17 protein-coding genes and 1 tRNA gene are annotated in these 20,339 nt (G+C 40.7%); 8 read left to right on the top strand and 10 right to left on the bottom strand.

All coding sequences use genetic code 11. The annotated features are described in order from the left end of the window. Positions 1-44: 44 nt before the first annotated feature. From D0T49_RS05085 to D0T49_RS05075, 3 genes are all read left to right on the top strand, one after another. Complete coding sequence (locus D0T49_RS05085) at positions 45-827, top strand: polysaccharide biosynthesis/export family protein (RefSeq protein WP_163629511.1); 783 nt, start codon at positions 45-47, stop codon at positions 825-827. Positions 828-847: 20 nt separating this feature from the next. Continuing rightward, positions 848-3,163: a GumC family protein gene (locus tag D0T49_RS05080; RefSeq protein ID WP_163629510.1), complete on the top strand. Its 2,316-nt coding sequence runs from the start codon at positions 848-850 to the stop codon at positions 3,161-3,163. A gap of 90 nt (positions 3,164-3,253) precedes the next feature. Further along, positions 3,254-4,225, top strand: coding sequence for a Gfo/Idh/MocA family protein (locus D0T49_RS05075; RefSeq protein ID WP_163629509.1), 972 nt, complete (start codon positions 3,254-3,256; stop codon positions 4,223-4,225). A 12-nt stretch (positions 4,226-4,237) separates the two neighbouring features. Here D0T49_RS05075 and D0T49_RS05070 read toward each other — a convergent pair whose 3' ends face one another. Continuing rightward, positions 4,238-4,996 (bottom strand): RNA methyltransferase, encoded by a 759-nt coding sequence (locus D0T49_RS05070; RefSeq protein ID WP_163629508.1) that lies wholly within the window; start codon positions 4,994-4,996, stop codon positions 4,238-4,240. Between the two features lie 138 nt (positions 4,997-5,134). Here D0T49_RS05070 and D0T49_RS05065 point away from each other — a divergent pair, with 138 nt between their 5' ends. Then, positions 5,135-7,408 (top strand): BamA/TamA family outer membrane protein, encoded by a 2,274-nt coding sequence (locus D0T49_RS05065; RefSeq protein ID WP_163629507.1) that lies wholly within the window; start codon positions 5,135-5,137, stop codon positions 7,406-7,408. A 172-nt stretch (positions 7,409-7,580) separates the two neighbouring features. On the opposite strand, the gene D0T49_RS05060 is transcribed toward D0T49_RS05065, so the two are convergent. The 6 genes from D0T49_RS05060 to D0T49_RS05035 form a co-directional block, all read right to left on the bottom strand. Then, on the bottom strand, positions 7,581-8,513 hold the full coding sequence (locus D0T49_RS05060; protein ID WP_163629506.1) for a vitamin B12 dependent-methionine synthase activation domain-containing protein: 933 nt from the start codon (positions 8,511-8,513) through the stop codon (positions 7,581-7,583). A 583-nt stretch (positions 8,514-9,096) separates the two neighbouring features. Further along, positions 9,097-9,891 (bottom strand): zinc transporter ZupT, encoded by a 795-nt coding sequence (zupT, locus tag D0T49_RS05055; protein WP_163629505.1) that lies wholly within the window; start codon positions 9,889-9,891, stop codon positions 9,097-9,099. A 394-nt stretch (positions 9,892-10,285) separates the two neighbouring features. Next, positions 10,286-11,566 carry a histidinol dehydrogenase gene (gene hisD / locus D0T49_RS05050; protein ID WP_163629504.1) on the bottom strand — a complete coding sequence of 427 codons (1,281 nt, stop codon included), beginning with the start codon at positions 11,564-11,566 and terminating at the stop codon, positions 10,286-10,288. 5 nt (positions 11,567-11,571) lie between these two features. Continuing rightward, the gene (locus D0T49_RS05045) at positions 11,572-11,892 is read right to left on the bottom strand and encodes a DUF2752 domain-containing protein (RefSeq protein ID WP_163629503.1); all 321 of its coding nucleotides are present in this window, start codon (positions 11,890-11,892) and stop codon (positions 11,572-11,574) included. Positions 11,893-11,926: 34 nt separating this feature from the next. Further along, a complete protein-coding gene (locus tag D0T49_RS05040) occupies positions 11,927-12,262 on the bottom strand; it encodes a TM2 domain-containing protein (RefSeq protein ID WP_163629502.1) in 336 nt (111 codons plus the stop codon). A gap of 31 nt (positions 12,263-12,293) precedes the next feature. Continuing rightward, on the bottom strand, positions 12,294-13,016 hold the full coding sequence (locus D0T49_RS05035) for an HAD family phosphatase (protein ID WP_163629501.1): 723 nt from the start codon (positions 13,014-13,016) through the stop codon (positions 12,294-12,296). A 148-nt stretch (positions 13,017-13,164) separates the two neighbouring features. Between D0T49_RS05035 and D0T49_RS05030 the strand changes: the two genes are divergently transcribed. Together D0T49_RS05030 and D0T49_RS05025 are read left to right on the top strand one after the other, a co-directional pair. After that, positions 13,165-13,237: transfer RNA gene (locus tag D0T49_RS05030), tRNA-Pro, on the top strand. A gap of 126 nt (positions 13,238-13,363) precedes the next feature. After that, positions 13,364-14,101: a 2-phosphosulfolactate phosphatase gene (locus tag D0T49_RS05025; RefSeq protein WP_163629500.1), complete on the top strand. Its 738-nt coding sequence runs from the start codon at positions 13,364-13,366 to the stop codon at positions 14,099-14,101. 146 nt (positions 14,102-14,247) lie between these two features. Here the strand turns inward: D0T49_RS05025 and D0T49_RS05020 are convergent, their stop codons facing one another. Beyond that, a complete protein-coding gene (locus D0T49_RS05020) occupies positions 14,248-14,901 on the bottom strand; it encodes an ABC transporter ATP-binding protein (RefSeq protein WP_163629499.1) in 654 nt (217 codons plus the stop codon). A 325-nt stretch (positions 14,902-15,226) separates the two neighbouring features. After that, positions 15,227-15,940: a ThiF family adenylyltransferase gene (locus D0T49_RS05015; RefSeq protein ID WP_163629498.1), complete on the bottom strand. Its 714-nt coding sequence runs from the start codon at positions 15,938-15,940 to the stop codon at positions 15,227-15,229. Positions 15,941-16,055: 115 nt separating this feature from the next. On the opposite strand from D0T49_RS05015, the gene D0T49_RS05010 reads away from it, so the two are divergent. Both D0T49_RS05010 and D0T49_RS05005 read left to right on the top strand, forming a co-directional pair. Beyond that, positions 16,056-16,769, top strand: a complete 714-nt coding sequence (locus D0T49_RS05010) for a M48 family metallopeptidase (protein WP_163629497.1) — start codon at positions 16,056-16,058, stop codon at positions 16,767-16,769. Positions 16,770-16,845: 76 nt separating this feature from the next. Beyond that, on the top strand, positions 16,846-18,171 hold the full coding sequence (locus D0T49_RS05005) for a deoxyguanosinetriphosphate triphosphohydrolase (RefSeq protein ID WP_163629496.1): 1,326 nt from the start codon (positions 16,846-16,848) through the stop codon (positions 18,169-18,171). Between the two features lie 842 nt (positions 18,172-19,013). On the opposite strand, the gene nspC is transcribed toward D0T49_RS05005, so the two are convergent. After that, the gene (gene nspC, locus D0T49_RS05000; protein WP_163629495.1) at positions 19,014-20,141 is read right to left on the bottom strand and encodes a carboxynorspermidine decarboxylase; all 1,128 of its coding nucleotides are present in this window, start codon (positions 20,139-20,141) and stop codon (positions 19,014-19,016) included. Positions 20,142-20,339: the final 198 nt, after the last annotated feature.

The following is a 20,339-nucleotide window of genomic DNA, read 5'->3' as shown; positions in this document are numbered from 1 at the left end:
TTTTTTTGGAGCTAAAAAATGATTGTATCACTTTTGTAAGTTGTATGAAAAAAATAAATTTTCTTTTCACCATAGTACTCCTTGTTTCGCTTATTGGTTGTACTTCGCAAAAAAAAATAGCTTATTTCCATGATATAGAAACTTTGCCTGCCGATTCTATCCGCAGTATGTTTAGCGATGCTCATGAAACTAAAATATGTGTGGGCGATATGTTGTCTATTGTAGTTTCGGGCATCGACCCTAAGGTAATAGCTCCCTTCAACCTTCCTGTGGTAGGGTATGAGAATCCGGGAAGCGACCAGTTGTATTCGTCTCCTACCATTCAGTCGTATCTGGTAGATGTGGACGGAGCTATAAATTTTCCCGTTGTGGGTAAAATAGAATTAGCCGGCCTGACAAAGTCGCAGGCAATAGCACGTATAAATGATAGATTATCGCCGTTTTTGAAAGATGCGATTGTAACTATAAAGTTTCTTAATTATAACGTTACGATAATTGGTGAAGTGGCAAAGCCCGGAAAATATGTGATAAATAACGAGCGTGTTACGATTCTGGATGCACTGGCTTTGGCTGGTGATATGACCGTTTACGGTAAGCGGAATAATGTTTTGGTTATAAGAGAAAATTCGGGCGAAGTGGCACGTTTGAACCTGAATTCGACAGAGATATTTACTTCTCCGTATTACTATTTGCAGCAGAACGATGTTTTGTATGTTGAGCCTAACAATGTAAAAGCTATTTCAGGGCTCAACCTGAACCTTTATTTATCAACTATCACTACATTAGCGTCACTTTTAAGTGTAATCTTCACTGTTACGAGAAAATAATACTTCAACGAATATCTACGATGGATAATAATATACGAAATACCAATACAGCCGGCAATGATTTTTTTGATATAAAGGAGCTGATTGTAAAGTATATAAAAAACTGGCATTGGTTCTTAATATCGGTTTTTATATGTGTTGCTATTGCTGCTTTTTTCTTGATGGTAACACTGCCTAAGTATCAGGTAGAAACTACTTTTTTGCTTAAAGACGAGAAACAATCCGGGCTCATTTCTCAATTGGCAATGCTGGATGCTTTCGGACTTTCAGGTTCGTCGAAAGAGATTGAAGACGAAATACAGGTTCTGACATCTAAAACAATGATGTCTACTGTAATTAAAACTCTTAATTTAGAAACAGAGTACTTTATAAAAGAAGGTGTTAAGCGTTCTCGTGAGTTATATTCTAATAATCCGATTCAACTGACTGTGCCAGAATCATTCAACGATACTTCGGCTAATGTTTTGGGGTTTTATATCTCTCCGCAAAAAAAAGGATTTGAAATAGAACTTAAAGCACGCGATTTTAAACAGAAGTATAAAGTTGACAATTTAAACACCTCAATTAATACTCCATACGGAGTGATGACATTTACACAGCTATCTCCGCTGAAAGAGGGTGCTAAATATAGAATCGTTACATATCCTGTCAGGATTTTGTCGGAGAGGTATTCTAAAGATATAACTATAGCCTCGATAAGTAAACGGTCGAGTGGAATAAGAATTGCCACAGAGTCGGGTGTGCCGTCAAAAGCAAAAATAATTTTGAATACTTTGGTCGATTTTTACAATGAAGAAACTGTTAAAGAAAAAAACTTGATAACAACCAGCACTGATAATTTCATTGATGAAAGAGTCAATATAATTGAAAAAGAGTTGTATGAAGTAGAAGCAGAAGTAGAAAAATATAAAATACAAAATAGCCTGACAGATATTTCTTCTGAAGCTGCCTTGTTTTTACAGTCGGTGTACGAGTATGATAAAAGACAGGCCGAAATACAGACGCAAATAAACTTGGTAGAGTATATAAACGAGTATGTAAATGATGAAAAAAATAAGTACGGGCTTATACCTGCCAACCTTGGGATAGAAGATGAATCTTTGATTCTTTTATCAAAAGAATATAATGATGCCTTGTTGCAACGGATGACCTTTTTGCGTACTACTAATGAACAGAACCCTATTGTTGCACAATTGGAAAGCACTCTTGATGCTTTGAGAGGCAGCATAGTGATGAGTGTAAAAAGTATTCTGGACGGATTGAATATCGCAAAAGCTGATTTGGAGGGAAAAGATTCGCAACTTAATGCGAGAATTAATGATATGCCGACGCAAGAACGTGAGTATATCGAAATAAAGCGTATACAAGAGGTGAAGCAAGCTCTCTATTTGTTTTTGTTGCAAAAGAAAGAAGAGAATAAATTTAATCTGATGGCTGCTGTTCCTCCTACCAAAGTACTGGATTCGGCATATGCCTCTATCGATCCTGTGTCGCCAAGGAAAATGATAATTCTTGTAGTAGCGGTTATGCTTGGGTTGATTTTTCCAATAGTGGTGATTTATCTGAAAGATTTGTTGAATGATAAAATAACAGGCAAAAAAGAATTTCAGAAGTTGGTGAAAGCTCCACTACTTGGAGAAATAGGGATTAGTAAAGAGTCCGCCCCGGTGGTAGTAAAAGAAGGTAAAGCCAACCCTGTTATAGAAATGTTCAGACAGCTTCGTACCAATCTTCAATTTGAGATAGCAGGAAAAAAGCATCCTGTGATTTTGGTAACATCAAGTGTAGCGGGAGAAGGAAAATCATTTGTAGCTATCAATCTGGCATTGTCTTTGGCTATGTTGGATAAAAAAGTGGCATTGCTGGGTATGGACTTGCGCAATCCTATGCTGGCCGACTATATGGACATGGAAAAAGACAGACAAGGTATTACAATGTATTTGTCTGATTCTGACCTGAATTGGAAGGATATGATTAAAAAATCGGTCGTTACCCCGAATCTGTATGTGATGCAGGCAGGGCCAACTCCTCCAAACCCGGCGGAATTGCTTGCAAACAAACGACTGGACGAAATGATAGGCGAATTGAAAGAAACGTTTGATTATATCATTATCGACTCGGCTCCGGTGGGTATGGTGTCCGATACTTTCCAGATAAACCGTTTGGTAGATAACACAATCTATGTTTCGCGACAAGGCTATACAACCCGCGAATTGACAGGTTTAATAAATGACATTTATGATAACAACAAACTGAATAATATGTCAACCGTGTTGAATGGAACGAGCGTTCCCGATACTTATTATGGTTATGGTAATAAGAAACGTATGAAATAAGCATTAACGTATTTAGATGAAAATACTACAAAGAGAGATAATTTATACTTGTTTTAATTATCTCTCTTTATTATTTATAAGGTATAGATTATGAAAACAATTCATTGGGGAATTATCGGTTGCGGCGATGTTTGTGAAAAAAAGAGTGGCCCTGCTTTTTACAAAATAGAACATTCTCGTTTGGAGGCTGTCATGCGTCGCGATGGCGAAAAAGCTGCCGATTTTTCGCGGAGGCATCATGTACCGAAATTCTATACCAACGCCGAAGATTTAATCAACGACGATTCGATAAATGCCATTTATGTGGCTACCCCGCCTGCCTTGCACAAAGAATATACTATACAGGCATTGAATGCGGGTAAACCCGTATATGTGGAAAAGCCAATGGCTATGAATTATGCCGAGTGTATGGAAATGGTTCAGGCGGCTGAGAACAATAATCAGAAACTATTTGTGGCTTATTACCGCAGGGCTTTACCGTATTTTCTGAAAGTGAAAGAACTGTTAGATAGTCAGGCGGTCGGTAGGATACAGAATGTGGAAGTTAAGTTTTATCGTGCACCTTCGGAGGGCGATTTGCAGCGGAAAGAGAACTGGAGAGTACAAAAATCGCAGGCAGGGGGAGGATATTTTTACGATATGGCGCCACATACGCTGGATATTCTTGATTTCCTGTTGGGCGAAATAGCTGAGGCAAGGGGTTTTACCGGAAACATTGCGGGGCTTTATGATGTAGAAGATACGGTATCTGCCGTTTTTCGGTTTAAGTCAGGTGTTTTAGGTACGGGACAGTGGAGTTTTGTCAGTTCCCAAATGCAGACCGAAGATTCGGTGAAAATTATTGGCACCGAGGGAAGTATCTTGTTTAACACTTTTAGCTTTGAATCCATAGCGCTTACTACTGCTAAAGGAAAACTATTGTTTGATACTCCACAACCGGAACATATACAGCAGCCCTTGATACAGACTATAGTGGACGAGCTACGGGGCGTAGGAGAGTGTCCATCAACAGGGATAAGCGGAGCAAGAACGTCGAAGGTTATCGACCAAATATTTAGTTAATCCATCACCTTCTTAAATCATCCTTCTTCTGAATTCGGCGCACACAAGGGCTGTAGCTATACCTACATTAAGCGATTCGGAAGTAGCTTTCCCTTCAGGGAAATTGGGTATCAACAGGCGTTTGGAAACGTGTTTTTCCACTTCCTTTGAAATACCGTTTCCTTCGTTTCCCATCACGATTATTCCGTTTGGCGACAGTTCTTGCTCGTTATAGATGCTTCCTCCATTCATAAAAGTGCCGTAAATAGCAGTTTTATCGGCACATTTTTGCAAAAAAGCGGGTAAGTCAACGTAATGTACTTTTACCCGTGCAAGGGCTCCCATAGTGGCTTGGATAGCTTTTGTTCCGAAAACATCGGCGGTATGAAGCGAGCAGAAAACGTTTTCGATACCAAACCAGTCGGCTATGCGGATGATAGTGCCCAGGTTTCCGGGGTCTTGTACATCATCCAAAGCAAGGCTTAACTCTCTGCCTGTTGCGTTAATATCGTATGTGTAAACCGGTTTTCTGAATACGGCGAGGACACCTTGAGGTGTTTTCTGACTTGATATTTTGCGAAGTTCGTTTTCGGTAACTTCAATAGTCTCTTGTGCTTTTGTTGCAGAGTTTTTTAGTAGCCACTCAGGGGTTGCAACCAGCAAATCGCAATCGAGCAAGGGCAGTAAATCCAATACCAGTTTTGTACTTTCGGCAATAAATAACCCGTATTCGTCGCGGTATTTTTTTTGCGCAAGGCTTGTAATTAATTTTATTTTACTTTTTGACAACATGAGAGCTTCAATAGTGTTTAATCCATTAAGTTTTATAAACTTTCGTAGGGTAAAAATTAATATACAAAACTAAGTAAACAAAATGATAAAAGATTATCTTTGTATGATTATTTTAATATCACATCTACCTTTGCGGACATGAGGATACGTTTTTGCTGGTTCTGCATTGTGTTTCTCTTGGTTTTTTCATCATGTAAGGTAACAAAGTTTGTTCCTGAGGGAGAGTATCTGCTGGATAAGGTCGAGATTAAGACTGAACAGCAGAAAGTAAAAAAAGAAGATTTGGAGAGATACATACGTCAGACGCCGAATTCATCGGTGTTTGGTATTTGGCGTATGCAACTGCGCCTTTACAGTACCGCCGGACGGGATACTACAAAATGGGTAAACCGGGTACTGATGCGTGCCGGCGAAGCTCCCGTTATCTACGACGAAGCGCAAACTTACCTTTCGGAGCAATCGCTCAAGAAAGCGATGGAAAATAAAGGCTACATGCATGCCGAAGTGAGCAGCGTTGTTACCACCGATAAGAAAAAAACCCGTGTCAGTTACTTCATAAAAGAGAATACCCCCTATCGTTTGCGTGACTATAGTGTCGACCTTCAGAACGAATCATTGAAGGCGTTGGCTGCCGATTCGGTGAATACGCTCGTCAGGCGGGATATGCTGTTTGATGTTGATGTGCTGAATAGCGAGCGCGAGCGGATTACAACCAATTTCAGGGAAGAAGGATATTACAAATTCAATAAAGAGCTGCTCACTTATCTGGCCGATAGTGCTTTCCGTTCCAATCAGATAGATTTGGAGATGCGGCTGCTTGATATAGAGCAGGATAATTCCGATTCTATCTATAACGCTGTTTTTAATAAGTACTATATCCGCAATGTTGTGTTTTTTACCAGCAGGGATGTAGGGACGATAAGTACTAATTTTAACCGTGAGCGGGATGATTTTCAGGTTGAGACTCAGGATAAATATATCTTGGTGGGCGACAAGGAGCGTTTTCTCAAAATCAATACATTGGTTGAGAATACATTTATCGAGCCGCATAAGCATTATTCTGATGCCGCGGTGCAGCGAACTTATACTGCGTTAAATGCCTTACCTCCTGTAAAATATGTAAATATAAATTTCCGTGAAGTAGGTACAGACTCGTTGGATTGTCTTATAACGATTGCTCCTGCTAAATATCTGTCGCTTACGGCCGAAGTGGAAGCTACTTACACCGAAGGTTATTGGGGCGTAGCTACCAATCTTGGGACTGTTCACCGGAATGTGTTTAAGGGTGCTGAGTCTTTATCTCTGCAAGGACGCTTGGCATACGAGTGGCAAGGAGAGGGGGTGTTGGCTCGTGAATTGGGTGGGCAGGCAAGTCTGCTTTTCCCAAATTTTTTAATGCCTTTTACTTCAAGCGATTTTAGGCACAGCATACGGGCAAATACCGAATTTACGGCAAATATGAATTTTCAAGACCGTCCGCGCGAATTTGAAGTGAAAAATTTCGGTTTAGGAATGAAGTATGGCTGGACTCAATCGCGCTACAGGCATACTCTTGAACTTCTGGATATAAGCTATGTGGACTTTAGGGTGGAGGATGAGTTTTGGAATAGTTTTATCGAAACTAATAAATTCAACCGTTATAATTACGAAGACCATCTGATTACACGTATCGGGTATATAGGTTCGTTTTCTACTTTCAACCCGAACCGCCCGTTGCGAAACCATTTATCGATGAGATATAGTATCGAGACAGCGGGCAATCTGTTGTATGCTTTTAATAATATGCTTAACAGTAAGAAGAATGAGGATGGCTTATATACTGTAATAGGAAATATCCCATATTCGCAATATGCAAGGGCTGACTATAATATCACCTATCATCAGATAGTAGATGAGAACAACCGTTTTGTATATCATTTTGGTATGGGTGCAGGCACTCCTTATGGAAACGGTACGGTTATCCCTTACGAGCGGCGTTATTTTGCCGGAGGGGCAAACAGCGTAAGAGGGTGGGCTGAGAGTAAACTGGGACCGGGTGTATACCAAAGCGACGGTACGATAAGAGGACGCGATTACAACCAGGTGGGCGATATAAAGCTCGACATAAATGCCGAATATCGTTATAAAATGTTTGGTATATTGAATGGAGCGTTGTTTGTTGATGCGGGTAATATATGGACTGTGAAACCTTATGATACGCAGCCGGGAGGCGAGTTTCACTTCAATTCTTTTTATAAACAAATAGCACTCTCGTATGGAATAGGGCTTCGTCTCGATTTTTCGTTCCTTGTTGTGCGCCTCGACTTGGGGATAAAGCTATACGACCCTGTACTCCCCCAAGATGACCGTTGGAGGTTGAAATTAGGGTCGAATGATTTCGCCTTACACTTTGCTATCGGATATCCGTTTTGATGTTGAACTGTTGAACTGCTAAATTGTTGGTTATTATGATTTTGGAAAATGAGCCATGTGTAATATGCTGATAACTAAAGAGTTGTGAAAATAAATTTGAGTTTTATGTATACCTTTTGTATTTTTTTCCGATTCATTTTCGCAAGTCATTTTCATGCCTAAGCAACTATTATTACTGTAGATTTGAACTAAGCCACTTACGCATTTCGGCTGTAGTTTTTTCCCTTCTTTGTGCATAATCTTCCAGTTGTTCGTTGTCAATCTTTCCTATCATGAAATACTTTGACTGAGGATGCGAAAAATAAAGCCCGCAAACCGAAGCGTTTGGATACATTGCACCATTCTCGGTGAGACTGATTCCGATACTCTTGAGGTAGAGTAGTTTTTCTAATTCAAAAATAATAGACTGGTCGGGCAGGGAGGGGTAGCCTACTGCCGGACGGATACCGGGATAATCATTCCTCAGTATATTATTTATATCAGCTTGTTCTTCGGGATTGTATCCCCAGTATTTTTTTCTGACCTGAAAGTGCAGCCACTCGGACGTTGCTTCGGCAAGCCTGTCGGCCACAGTTTTTACTAATATGGAATGATACAAGTCGTTTTTTTCTTCGTACTTCTTAGCTATTTCCTCCGCGCCTGATACCGTATTGGCGAAAATCCCGATATAATCATCTTTGGAGTTCAGAAAGTCGGCAAGAGCATAACAAAAACCATCGGTAGAGGTGTGCTGCTGGCGAAGGGTAGGAATACGCGTTTTTTCCCCTTCGTGAACAATGACGATATCGTCGTTTTCGGAGTACGCTCCGAACAATCCGAATGTCGCGTTTATTCGAATGCCTTTTTCTTCCGAAAATTGCCGTAATACTTCCTGTGCATCACGAAAAAGTTTCAGGGCTTCTTCTGCTTTTTCACGCTCATTTTCGGGAAATTGCAGTAGCCATGCAGTTTTACACGAGGTGCAATCGCATACGCTTTCTATACCCTCGTATTTACCCGTTATACGCCAGGCATGAAAAAAGAATTTCCAGTTGATGAACGGCGCTATTTCGGTTAAGCTTATGCCGGATAGCCGTGTTATGCCTATTGTGTTGGGTTTGTACACGTTTAGTTAATTGTCAGTTATTAATTATTAATGTTTAATTATTACTTTTTAAACACTGAGACACTGAGACATTAATTATTAGTTATTAATGTTTAATTATTATTTGTTTCCGTTCCGTATAGCGGCTTAAAGTCCGCTTTACGGATAATACTTTCTCTACCTCTCGTTTGCCCATATTTGGCGCAAGTCTGTGACTTGTGACTATGTTTTTTTGCAGTTTTAAACTGCATTTGTTTTCGGCACAAGTTACACTACGCTAAACTTGCGCCATTTGGGGGTTGTTGTTCTACGTTTCAAACGTAATCTCCATTTAACCCCTCGTTACAAACGAGGGGAAGAAGTGCACCAAGAGACATTAATTATTAATGTTTAATTATTAGTTATTATTTAGTTATAAGTTAGAGATAAGGAGTAAGGAGTAAGAGGCAAGTAAGTTTTATACTTTTTCCTTTCACCTTTTTCCTCATTCTTATTTCTTTTATCTTGATTCTTTTGTCTTGATTCTTGGTTCTTTAATCTATTTAAGCCGCTATACGGAAATGATTACTGTGTTTCTGTTTTTTTGCTCAAAAGAATACCCGCCTTATAACAATAGCAGACTTAATGCCATAACAGCCATTCCGCCTACAAATCCGGCTATCGAATAATGATGCTCTCCATAGCGTTCGGCAGCGGGGATAAGTTCGTCAACCGAAATGAACACCATAATTCCGGCAACACCCGCCATCACCAGGCCTAAAGAAAAAGGAGTGAGGAAAGGCATCAATAGGAAGTATCCTACCAAGCCTCCAACAGGCTCGGCCATACCTGACGCGAACGAATACCAAAATGCTTTTTTACGGTCTCCCGTTGCGTAGTAAATAGGAACTGAAACGGCGATTCCCTCAGGGATATTATGTATTGCTATTGCAATAGCAATGGGGATAGCAATGCCGGGGTCGACATAGGCTGATGTAAAAGTAGCGATACCTTCGGGAAAGTTATGGATAGCGATAGCCAGTGCCATGAGCACTCCGGTACGTTTTAACTGGCTTTTCTGGCAGTTATCGTGCATCTCTTCTACCATGTGTACTTCGTGCGGATTTTCGGCCGACGGAATCAGCATGTCGATAAGGAATATAAAAGCGATACCTACAAAGAAGGCTATAACAATACTGAGTTCGGGATGCGATGCTCCTCCGCCGGTTACTAACTCGCGTGCTTGCGGAAATAGTTCTACAAAGGATACGTACACCATTACCCCTGCCGAAAAGCCCAATGCCGTAGAGAGGAATTTTGTATTTGTCTTTTTTGCAAAAAAAGCAATGGCGCTTCCTATACCGGTGCTCAACCCTGCAAGAAGCGTGATTATGAGTGCGAAAAGAAAGTTAGAATCCATAAATGATAAACTTTGTTGTTATACTCAGCATGCTTTTAAGGGCTGTAAGCCCGATTTATTTCAGCCCAATGGCGAAGCCTTGGGTTGCTTGTAACAGATGATTTGGCGGGCTGAAAGCCCAAGTTAAAATTTAACCTGCGCTTGCAGCACGCTGAATGAATATTTACTTTAACCCAAGGCGACGCTTCGCTCTGCCATTGGGCTGAAATAACCTGCCACTTCGTGGCGAAAATAATCTTCCGATGAAACAGAGGTATGACAGTGATACCTCGTTTACTCAAACACAAAATTAACTGTATTTGTTCTGAAATCACATACCTAAAAAGAATGATTTAGAGCAAAAGTACGGCTTCATTGTTGTGCAAGGGGGAGTGGTGCGAAATAGAACAGGATATCAATCCCGTTCTATTCTTATTTTTACAGCATTGCTATGTGCTGTCAGTTCTTCATTTTCGGCCATGATGGTAATGGCGTTGCTCAGGTTAACCAGCCCTTGTTGTGATATTTGCTGAAAGGTAACCTTGCGGATAAAGCTATCCAGATTCACCCCGCTGTATGCTTTGGCATAGCCATTAGTGGGGAGCGTGTGGTTAGTTCCCGATGCATAGTCGCCAGCGCTTTCGGGAGTATAGTTGCCTAAGAATACAGAGCCTGCGTTTACAATATTCTCAGCTACTCCCATATAGTAGCGTGTGGAGATAATCAAATGTTCAGGGGCGTATTCGTTGGTCATTTCTACAGCTTCTTCCAGCGTTTTTACAACGATTATCTTGCTGTTCTCCAACGATTTCTTAGTCATCTCCTTTCGGGGGAGTTTTTCTACCTGTATGTCGATTTGTTCCAATACCTTATCCACAAGTCCTTCATCTACGGTAATTAAAATAGATTGGCTATCAACGCCATGCTCGGCCTGCGACAGCATATCTGCTGCAACGAAGGCGGGATTTGCAGTTTCGTCGGCCAATACCTCTACTTCCGAAGGGCCTGCGGGCATATCGATAGCTGTTTCTTTTAGCGAGACTAATTGTTTGGCTGCCGTTACATATTGGTTGCCGGGGCCAAAAATTTTGTAAACTTTCGGTATTGTTTCAGTTCCGTAAGCCATTGCTCCAATAGCCTGTGTACCGCCTGCTTTGAATACTTTGTGTACTCCTGCTGCCTTTGCGGCATATAGTATAGCAGGGTGTATTTTTCCTTCTTTATTCGGCGGCGTGCATAGTATTATCTCTTTGCATCCGGCAATGTTGGCGGGTATGGCAAGCATTAGCACGGTGGAGAAAAGCGGAGCAGTACCCCCCGGTATATAAAGACCTACTTTCTCAATAGGGATGGCTTTTTGCCAGCAGAAAACTCCGGGAGAAGTTTCTATCTCTTTATATTCGTGCTGCTGTTCGGAGTGAAATTTCCATATATTCCGGCGTGCCATTTCAATGGCTTGTTTCAGGTTGTCGGGTACGAGCTTCTCGGCTTCGCTGTATTCGGCTTCGGCAACTAACAAATCATTTATTTCAACCCGGTCGAACTTTTTAGTATATTCTTTTAAGGCTGTATCGCCTCTGTGCCGTATATCGTCCAGTATTTTTTGTACGGTATCGAAAAGGCTTGTACTGTCAAAAACCGGACGCGCTAAAATGGAAGCCCATTCTTCGCGGGATGGATACTTTATTATTTGCATAGTTTTTATGAATTAACAGTTTTTACTTCCTTCCATAATTTTATTGTTCGTTGAGCCCAGGCATATATAAGCAGCGGAAGTACAATTACAACCAGCTTGTTGTAACCGAAAGCTGTATGAAAATCGAAATGCATGGCCGATAAAATAGCCCTTGTGATGCCGCAACCAAAACACTCGTGTCCGAATATGTTTTTGTATAAACAAATAGTAGGTTGTTGGTTGAGCCAGTCCACCGGAATCAGGTATAACAAAAACGGAAATACCAGAAAAACGGTCAGTTTTATCCGTTTATAAGCCTTAGTATGTCGTGATAAGGCAATATGCATCGTTTTCTTTATACACAGGTTTCGGACGTTTGTTTTACATAAACGAAACCATTTGGATAAATTTCTGAAAATTGTATTTCTGAGCCCTTTTCCTTGCCGAGAAAATATCCACAAGCCACCATATCATGCAACCGTAGCAGGTTATTATTTTCACAATGCCTAAAGTTACATCGTCCAGCCAGAAGCGTTCCCAACCCAGAAAAATAGCGATTAAAAGTATTGTGCTTGGCTTCTGGAAATTAGCTCCCTGCAAAAGGATAAGCTTATCTTCGGGTATGTTTTCAAGCCGCTCTTTTACAATCATCAGGTCTTCGGCTGCAAAGTTTTCGGCATTCATGGCAAGCCACATATTTACGTGATTTTTTTCCATAAGTGTGTATGTATTAAATTTAATAGTTGCTTTATGTTTTTGTAAAATGACCCCATTGTTTTGCAAGGTCTTCCATGCTGTCTAAAACCACATTTGCACCGTATTCCAACAAAACTTCAGGTTCGAGAGGGCCTGTATTGAGACCAATAGTAAAAAGATTGGCCGAAGAGGCCGACTTTACTCCAAGTGGCGCATTGTCTATGGCAATAACTTCCCAAGGCTTTACACCCGACTTTTTTACAGCCATAAGATATGGCTCGGGATGGGGCTTTCCGTATTTTACATCAAACGCTGTAACCATTTTATCGTGTTCGAAAATTCCGGGAAAGCTATTCTCAATGCTTTTGAGCAAACTGGGCTGACCGGAACCCGTCACAACGATTGCCTGTAGCCCCTGTTTTTTTATTTCTTTCAACAAATCCGGTGCAAACGGCATCGGGGCGGGTTTGCCGTATTCGTCGAAGTAATGTGATTTTAATTTGTAAATTTCTTGTTTTTCTTCTTCGGTAGCTTCTCTGCCATGTGTTTCGATAAAGCTTTTGTTTATTGTGGTTGCTCCGGTTTGTCCTTCGCACATATACACATCTTCCCTTGTGAATGGCAACCCGTATTCATGCATTGCTTTTATCCATGCTACAACATGCCCTTCCATCGAGTCGAAAAGTACGCCATCCATATCAAAAAGGATGGCTTTTGGCGAAAATCCGGGATAGTCATTTTTCTTGATAAAGCTGGATATGGCAGAAGAGTACATAGATGTTATTTTTTGCAAAGATAATAATAAATATTTAACCCTATGGGGTATTATGCCAGAGAATTGAATATAAGTCTGACCACGTTTTTTATGAAAAATGTAATACATTATTTGAAAAAATAGTTTTAAATTTGCACGCTCATTGGCACGGGGTGTGGCGCAGTTGGTAGCGCGCTACGTTCGGGACGTAGAGGCCGCAGGTTCGAGTCTTGTCACCCCGACAAATAAGAGGTGTGGTGTTGAAAACCAGACCTCTTTTTGTTTTTAATCTGTTCCTGATAACAGTCTGTAAATCTGAAAAAACAGAGAATTAAAATGATTAATACTCGTGAACTTATACAGAAACAATGAAAAAGAAAATAGATATATGTCTGTCGCCGGAATTATTTCCGTTTTATAATTCCGATAAAAAGTCGTGTGTTGTAGTTGTTGATATATTTCGGGCTACTACCAGCATGTGTGTGGCTTTTCATTCGGGTGTAAAGTCTATCATCCCTATGGCAGATATCGAAAAGGCAAAAGAGCTTAAAGAACAGGGTTTTCTGGTTGGGGCAGAACGGAATGTAGCGCGGTGCGATTTTGCTGATTTTGGTAATTCGCCTTTTGATTACATGGACGAAAAAATTGGAGGCAGGGAAATAGTAATGACTACTACAAACGGCACACAGGCTATTGAGGTGGCTTCGGCTAATGATATGCTTATTATTGGCTCTTTTGCTAATTTTAGTACCGTTTTAAGTTACTTACAGACTATTAATAATGATGTAATAATACTTTGTGCAGGTTGGAACGGGCGTGTTAATGTAGAAGATACTTTATTTGCCGCAGCTCTGACCGAAAGTTTATTAGGTACAGGAGAATATATAGCGGAATCGGACGCGGTTTTTGTGGCTTTGCTGATGTGGCAGGATGCTAAGAATGATATTCGGGGCTTTTTAATGAAATCAGAACATATATCGCGCTTACTGGCTCATGGTTTACAGGATGATATTGATTTTTGCCTTCAGTTTGATACGGTAGATTCACTCCCTTTTTACGATAAAACGACCGCCAGGTTAAAGCTGATGGCTGGAGGAGAAGAATAAGACATGAGTTAGAGAGTATCTCAAAAGGAAAGACCTCTGAACCAGTCCCTTTTTAGTGTGAAATTACATGGAAAGCTATGTGTGAACTAACCGAACCTATGTAGCAAAAAACAACCTAATGGATGTGGCATGCTTAAGGTTTGTGGCTAATTAACAATCAATCCGTCTTTCATTTCGAGGATGCGGTCTGACAATTCGGCCAGTTCCTTATCATGTGTCACAATCACGATTGTAAGGTTGAATTTATCGCGCAAATCAAAAAGCAGTTTGTGTAGTTCTTCTTTGTTCTTCGAATCCAGACTGCCCGAAGGCTCATCAGCCAATATCACCGAAGGGTTGTTTATCAATGCCCGCGCTACCGCTACACGTTGTTTTTCTCCTCCCGACAGCTCCGCAGGTTTGTGTTCAGTACGTTCGCTAAGCTGCAAATAATCCAATAGCTCCAAAGCCCTTTTTTTTGCTGTCTGTGGGTCGGTATGAGCTATGTAAGCCGGAATCATCACATTTTCGAGTGCCGTAAACTCAGGTAGTAATTGGTGGAATTGGAAGATAAAACCTATTTCCTTATTGCGGAAAGCAGCCAGTTCTTTCTCACTCAGTTTACTAAACTCGATGCCATTAATAGCCACACTTCCCAAGTCGGGTTTATCCAGCGTTCCTATTATTTGCAATAGCGTTGTTTTACCTGCTCCGCTCGGCCCTACTATCGACACTATTTCGCCTTTGTTTACATGCAAGTCTACGCCCTTAAGCACCTTAAGTTCTCCGAAATTTTTACGAATATCCTTTGCTTTTATCATATTATTTCTATTCCCCTCTAAGGGGGAATCTTATTAATTTATTATTTGTTTTTATCTCGCCGGCGCAGATGGCTCTAAAGTAAAATAATCAGTCTTGCTACTCTCAAATTATTATCATCCAAGAATAATGTAATAAGGTTATTATTATCAGCCTGTATCGGTTACTAAGGTTGTTGTTTTCTTGATAGACCTTAGTAATCATACAAGTAGAGGTACCCCTGCCTTATTACCTTATTTTGCACCGCGATTTGTAATAGCTAACAATTAGCTTATTCATTTTGCTTTGTTCCCTTGCCTATGCAGGGACTCCGAAAAAGGTAGAGTGCTAATCTGTCAATTCCCTAATTACATACGATGCCAGATAGCAACCGAAAACAGCAGGTAAATAAGATATTGTTCCGGTGGTGGATTTCTTATATCTCTCGTCGGTTTCTACAATAGCTTCTTTGTTAGCCGGTTCGGTCGAAAAAACTACCGGTAAGCCCTTCTTTATGCCAATTTTGCGTAAGCGTTGGCGTACAGCCCTTGCCAGTGCACATACCTCAGTTTTCGAAATATCGGTTATTTTTATTTTCGAGGGGTCTACTTTTCCTCCTGACCCCATCGACGAAACAATTTTAATGCCTCTGTCAATACAAGCCTTTATCAGAAAAACTTTTGGCGACAGGGTATCAATAGCATCAACCACAAAATCAAAATTGTTGCCATCGAGTAATTGCTCTGTATTTTCACTATCCAAAAGTTCATTCAATACGGTCAGCTTCAAATCGGGGTTAATCTGCAACAGCCTTTCGCCCAGTACTTTTGCTTTTGGTTGCTCTAAAGTGTTGTGGAGAGCAATAATCTGGCGGTTTATATTCGTCACATTCACCGTGTCACAATCCACAATGGTCAGATTCCCAACCCCTGCACGGCAAATCATCTCGGCTGCCATGCCGCCTACTCCTCCCAAGCCTACGACTAAAACAGAAGCATTCTCAAGCCTTTCGATTCCTGATTTTCCTATTAATAATTCTGTACGTTGCCGCCAATCTTCCATACCGCCAATTTTAATGCAAAGTTATTTGTTTCGGGTAATAAAACATACAAATTGTGATATAAAAATAGTAACTTTGTAATACTTTAAACAAAACAGCTAACTCGTTTCCTTCTGCATGCCATCACGATTCGACCCCGATTTCGGAATAATAGAATTTAATTACAGTAAGCGCGCTAAAAACATTAACGTCAGGATACTGAAAGATAAACTCGTGGTAAGTTTGCCTCCAAATTCGAGCGAAGAAAAGGCATTGCAGTTTATCAATTCCGTTCGTCCCCGAATACTGAAAAAACAGGAAAAGGTAAAGGATAACGAGCAAAAAGCCCAAACGTTGCTTACTGATGAAAGCGGGTTGCAGACCCTGACTTTCTCTGTAAAACTAAAGTCTGCTGAAAGAACGAATATCTTTATTTCCTTGCAGCAAGGTGTTCTGACGATAGAATATCCGCAAGGTACTGATGTTGCGGACGAAGCAATACAGTCTAAATTTTGGGAAGGAATTAAGTATTTTCTGAAAAAAGAAGCAAAGCGCGTATTACCCGGCAGAACAAAATATCTGGCAGATAAATATGGATTTTCTTTTTCGTCGGTCAAGATACAATCAAGTAAAAGCCGTTGGGGGAGCTGCTCGCAAGGAGAAAATATAAACCTGTCATTTTACCTGATGTTATTACCTCAGCATTTGGTAGATTATGTTATTTTACACGAACTTTGTCATACCAGGGAAATGAATCACAGCCCGAAATTCTGGCAATGGATGGATAAAGTGACCGATGGGCAAAGTAAAAAGCTGCGTGCTGAAGTAAAAAGTTTTCATATACCGAGGTAAAATTTCACAATTCAACGATTTTACGTTTATACGCATTGGCATATTGGCACATTAATAAATTGGCATATTAATATATATGAATTGGAATCAACTTTTATCAACAAAGCGTTTCGGACTGGAAGCATATCACGAAAACCGTGAAGACGACCGTACCGAGTTTCAGCGCGATTACGACCGGCTTATTTTTTCAGCGCCTTTCCGCAGGTTGCAAAACAAAACGCAGGTTTTCCCGCTGCCGGGAAGCGTGTTTGTACACAACCGCCTTACTCATAGTCTGGAAGTGGCTTGTGTAGGCCGTTCTCTTGGAGCATCGGTGGGGCAAATGCTCGACAAAAAATATAAGGGCGAAGTGCCTTTTATCAACGAGCTGGGGTCTATCGTTTCGGCGGCATGCCTTGCGCACGATATGGGGAATCCTCCTTTCGGACATTCGGGCGAGAAAGCCATTGCCAGCTATTTCTCGGAGGGTAAAGGGCAACTGCTTGAAGAAAAGCTAAAGCCGGAAGAGTGGAAAGATTTCACTCGTTTCGAGGGTAATGCCAATGCTTTCCGCCTGCTTACACACCAGTTTAACGGCAGGCGTCCGGGTGGTTTTGTATTAACCTATAGTACTCTTGCTTCTATTGTAAAATATCCGTACGCATCAATCCATGCCGATGAGAAAAAACAGAAATTCGGTTTCTTTGCTTCCGAAAAAGCCTCTTTTGAGAGGATAGCTACGGAGTTGGGTATTTCGCGTCAACCGGATAACCCACACAGATATATGCGTCACCCATTGGTCTACCTGGTAGAAGCGGCCGATGATATATGTTATCAGATAATGGATATAGAAGATGCCCATAAGCTCAGAATACTTACTACCGACGAGACGAAGGAGCTGTTTTTGTCGTTTTTTGATGAAGAACGGAGAAGGCGGAGAATAAAAACCATGAATATGGTGACCGATACGAATGAGCAGATAGCTTATTTACGTTCGTCGCTCATTGGGCTGTTGATTCATGAATGTACAGAGGTGTTTGTGGAGAATGAAGAACATATTCTGAACGGCACTTTCAATTCGCCCCTCATTAAGCAAATGTCACCTTTATCGGCTCAGGCATACAGACAATGTTCTGATTTAGCAGTTCGTAAAATATATAACTCTACCGAAGTACTCGATGTGGAGCTTGGAGGGTACAAAATCATACTTACTTTGCTTGAGCATTTTGTTACAGCCGTTCTTGAGCAGGAGAAGGCTTATTCCCGCCAGCTATTGATGCGTATACCGCAGCAGTTTGAGATAAGCGGCGAGAGTGCCTATTGCAAAATTATGTCGGTATTGGACTATATTTCAGGTATGACCGATGTTTATGCGTTGGATTTGTACCGTAAAATAACCGGAATGAGCATGCCCAGTTTATAAACAAAACGATAGCTTTTTGTAGAAAAACGGTGACGGTAAAAGAATTTCTGATTTGACAAAAAAAGTACGGTATTTGTTAAAAACACTACAAAAAAAGACATTTTTTGTCAAAAAGCATATGGGATTTTTTCATTTTCCGAAACAATGCCTGAAAGCATTCGTAATATTAGCAATAAAAAACGTTCAAATACATAATTATAAAGTGAAAAAAATGGGTATTTCAGCATATCTTTGAAATGTTATTTAAAGTTATAAGCATTCCTTTTCTGAAATACACAACACACAAGCTAATAACTACAGCTAATAACCCAGTCTTTAAAAACTTTAAATAACACCGGTTCACACTTTGTTTGTTTACAGACCCGGTTTATTATCAAAGCATTCTTCGTGCTTTGGTAATAAGAAACAAATGAGAGCTATACTTGGCGAAGTATAGCTCTCATCATTTAATCAAATATCTTTAATTATTCTTTTCATGCATCATGGGGCATTTTTTCATGCCTGAAAGGCAATATTTGCATAACCGCATGCAAGCGAAGCGCAGCTTGCGGTTACAGCCCTCTAAATTATACTTTGCCTGAGAGGCAAGACAGGGGGGGATTCGGTCCAGTCGTGGTCGGAAGATTTTAGCCCTTAAAATAACTCTGATTTTAAGGGCTGTAAGCCCGTTTTAATTCTTGGCAAGCCAAGCGAACAAGTTCGAGCGCAGCCCAATGGCAAGCGAAGCGTCGCCTTGGGTTAGTTTGCAATAGCAAACTTAGCGGGCTGTAAGCCCAAGTTAAGTTTAACCTGCGCTTTACATAAATGTCTCACACTCGACAGATTTAATCCCCTAACTGCTATTAAGACATTCTGTTTTTATAATCCTCATAGCTAAATTCCCTGATTAGCTTATATTCATTATCCTTCGTCCATATCCCTATACTTGGATGTGTTACACCATTGAACATGGTGGTCTTTACCATAGTATAGTGAATCATATCCTCGAAAATAATCTTGTCGCCTACGTTTAGTTCTTTGTCGAACGACCAAGAGCCAAAATAATCGCCAGCCAAACAGCTATTTCCACCCATGCGATAAGTGGGTTTGCCCTCCACCTCGTCGGTAGCTCCTGTTATTTTAGGTTTATAAGGCATTTCCAGGCAGTCGGGCATGTGGCACGCGAACGATACGTTGAGCATAGCGGTTTTTATCCCGTCGTTTTCCACAATGTCCTGAACGGTGGACAGCAGTACCCCTGTTTGCCAGGCAAATGCGCTTCCGGGTTCTAATATTAATTGGAGGTGAGGATATTTCTTGTTGAAATTCAGCAGTAAATTTATCAGATGTTCCACATCGTAATCTTTGCGGGTTATCAAGTGTCCTCCGCCCATATTCAGCCATTTGATTTGGCTGAAGTATTTACCGAATTTTTTTTCTACTACATTCAGCATTTTCTCCAAATCGTACGACGACGACTCGCAGAGCGCATGAAAATGAAGTCCTTCGATGCCTTGAGGTAATTCTTTCAGATTTTTTTCGGTAACCCCCAGTCGTGAGCCGGGTACGGCAGGATTGTACAAGTCGGTTTCGACTACCGAGTATTCAGGATTGATGCGAAGCCCGCACGAAATATTGTTTCCGGTAACTTGCGGGTAAAAATGATTGAATTGATTTATGGAGTTAAATGTTATATGACTACTGCAAGCCATAATGGCGGGAAATTCCTTGTCGGTATAAACCGGAGCATAGGTATGTGCCTTACTGCCCATTTCCTCGAAAGCGAGCCGGGCTTCGGCTAAAGAACTGGCGGTGGAATGCGGAATATATTCGCGTACAATAGGGAAAGCACTCCACATGGCAAATGCTTTGAATGCCAGTATTATTTCAACTTTGGCGCGTTCTTTTACCGATTTGATTAACTCAAGATTCCGGCGGAAAGCAACTTCGTTCAGTATATATGCAGGCGAGGGTATTTCGTTATAGTCCATTGTTTGTTATTGTTTGTACAAAAATAATTCAAAATAAAGAATTGGGGCAATATCGCTTTTAAAATTTATTCGGATTAGTTAAATAGTATGATATGTGATGTTAATGTGTTTAATTTTGTGTTCATATATATTTACGTTTTTTGAGTTCTGTTTGTTTCTTTTTGTGAAAAAAGTATTGTTGTCTTTACAAGTAGTCGT

The organism is Paludibacter sp. 221 (genome assembly GCF_010501035.1).
Taxonomy (GTDB): domain Bacteria; phylum Bacteroidota; class Bacteroidia; order Bacteroidales; family Paludibacteraceae; genus QVMH01.
This window is presented reverse-complemented; position numbering and strand designations above follow the sequence as displayed.

Coding starts and splice junctions, on each gene's coding strand:
- D0T49_RS05085 (WP_163629511.1), top strand. CDS start 45: ATGAAAAAAATAAATTTTCTTTTCACCATAGTACTCCTTGTTTCGCTT.
- D0T49_RS05080 (WP_163629510.1), top strand. CDS start 848: ATGGATAATAATATACGAAATACCAATACAGCCGGCAATGATTTTTTT.
- D0T49_RS05075 (WP_163629509.1), top strand. CDS start 3,254: ATGAAAACAATTCATTGGGGAATTATCGGTTGCGGCGATGTTTGTGAA.
- D0T49_RS05070 (WP_163629508.1), bottom strand. CDS start 4,996: ATGTTGTCAAAAAGTAAAATAAAATTAATTACAAGCCTTGCGCAAAAA.
- D0T49_RS05065 (WP_163629507.1), top strand. CDS start 5,135: ATGAGGATACGTTTTTGCTGGTTCTGCATTGTGTTTCTCTTGGTTTTT.
- zupT (WP_163629505.1), bottom strand. CDS start 9,891: ATGGATTCTAACTTTCTTTTCGCACTCATAATCACGCTTCTTGCAGGG.
- hisD (WP_163629504.1), bottom strand. CDS start 11,566: ATGCAAATAATAAAGTATCCATCCCGCGAAGAATGGGCTTCCATTTTA.
- D0T49_RS05045 (WP_163629503.1), bottom strand. CDS start 11,892: ATGCATATTGCCTTATCACGACATACTAAGGCTTATAAACGGATAAAA.
- D0T49_RS05040 (WP_163629502.1), bottom strand. CDS start 12,262: ATGGAAAAAAATCACGTAAATATGTGGCTTGCCATGAATGCCGAAAAC.
- D0T49_RS05035 (WP_163629501.1), bottom strand. CDS start 13,016: ATGTACTCTTCTGCCATATCCAGCTTTATCAAGAAAAATGACTATCCC.
- D0T49_RS05025 (WP_163629500.1), top strand. CDS start 13,364: ATGAAAAAGAAAATAGATATATGTCTGTCGCCGGAATTATTTCCGTTT.
- D0T49_RS05020 (WP_163629499.1), bottom strand. CDS start 14,901: ATGATAAAAGCAAAGGATATTCGTAAAAATTTCGGAGAACTTAAGGTG.
- D0T49_RS05015 (WP_163629498.1), bottom strand. CDS start 15,940: ATGGAAGATTGGCGGCAACGTACAGAATTATTAATAGGAAAATCAGGA.
- D0T49_RS05010 (WP_163629497.1), top strand. CDS start 16,056: ATGCCATCACGATTCGACCCCGATTTCGGAATAATAGAATTTAATTAC.
- D0T49_RS05005 (WP_163629496.1), top strand. CDS start 16,846: ATGAATTGGAATCAACTTTTATCAACAAAGCGTTTCGGACTGGAAGCA.
- nspC (WP_163629495.1), bottom strand. CDS start 20,141: ATGGACTATAACGAAATACCCTCGCCTGCATATATACTGAACGAAGTT.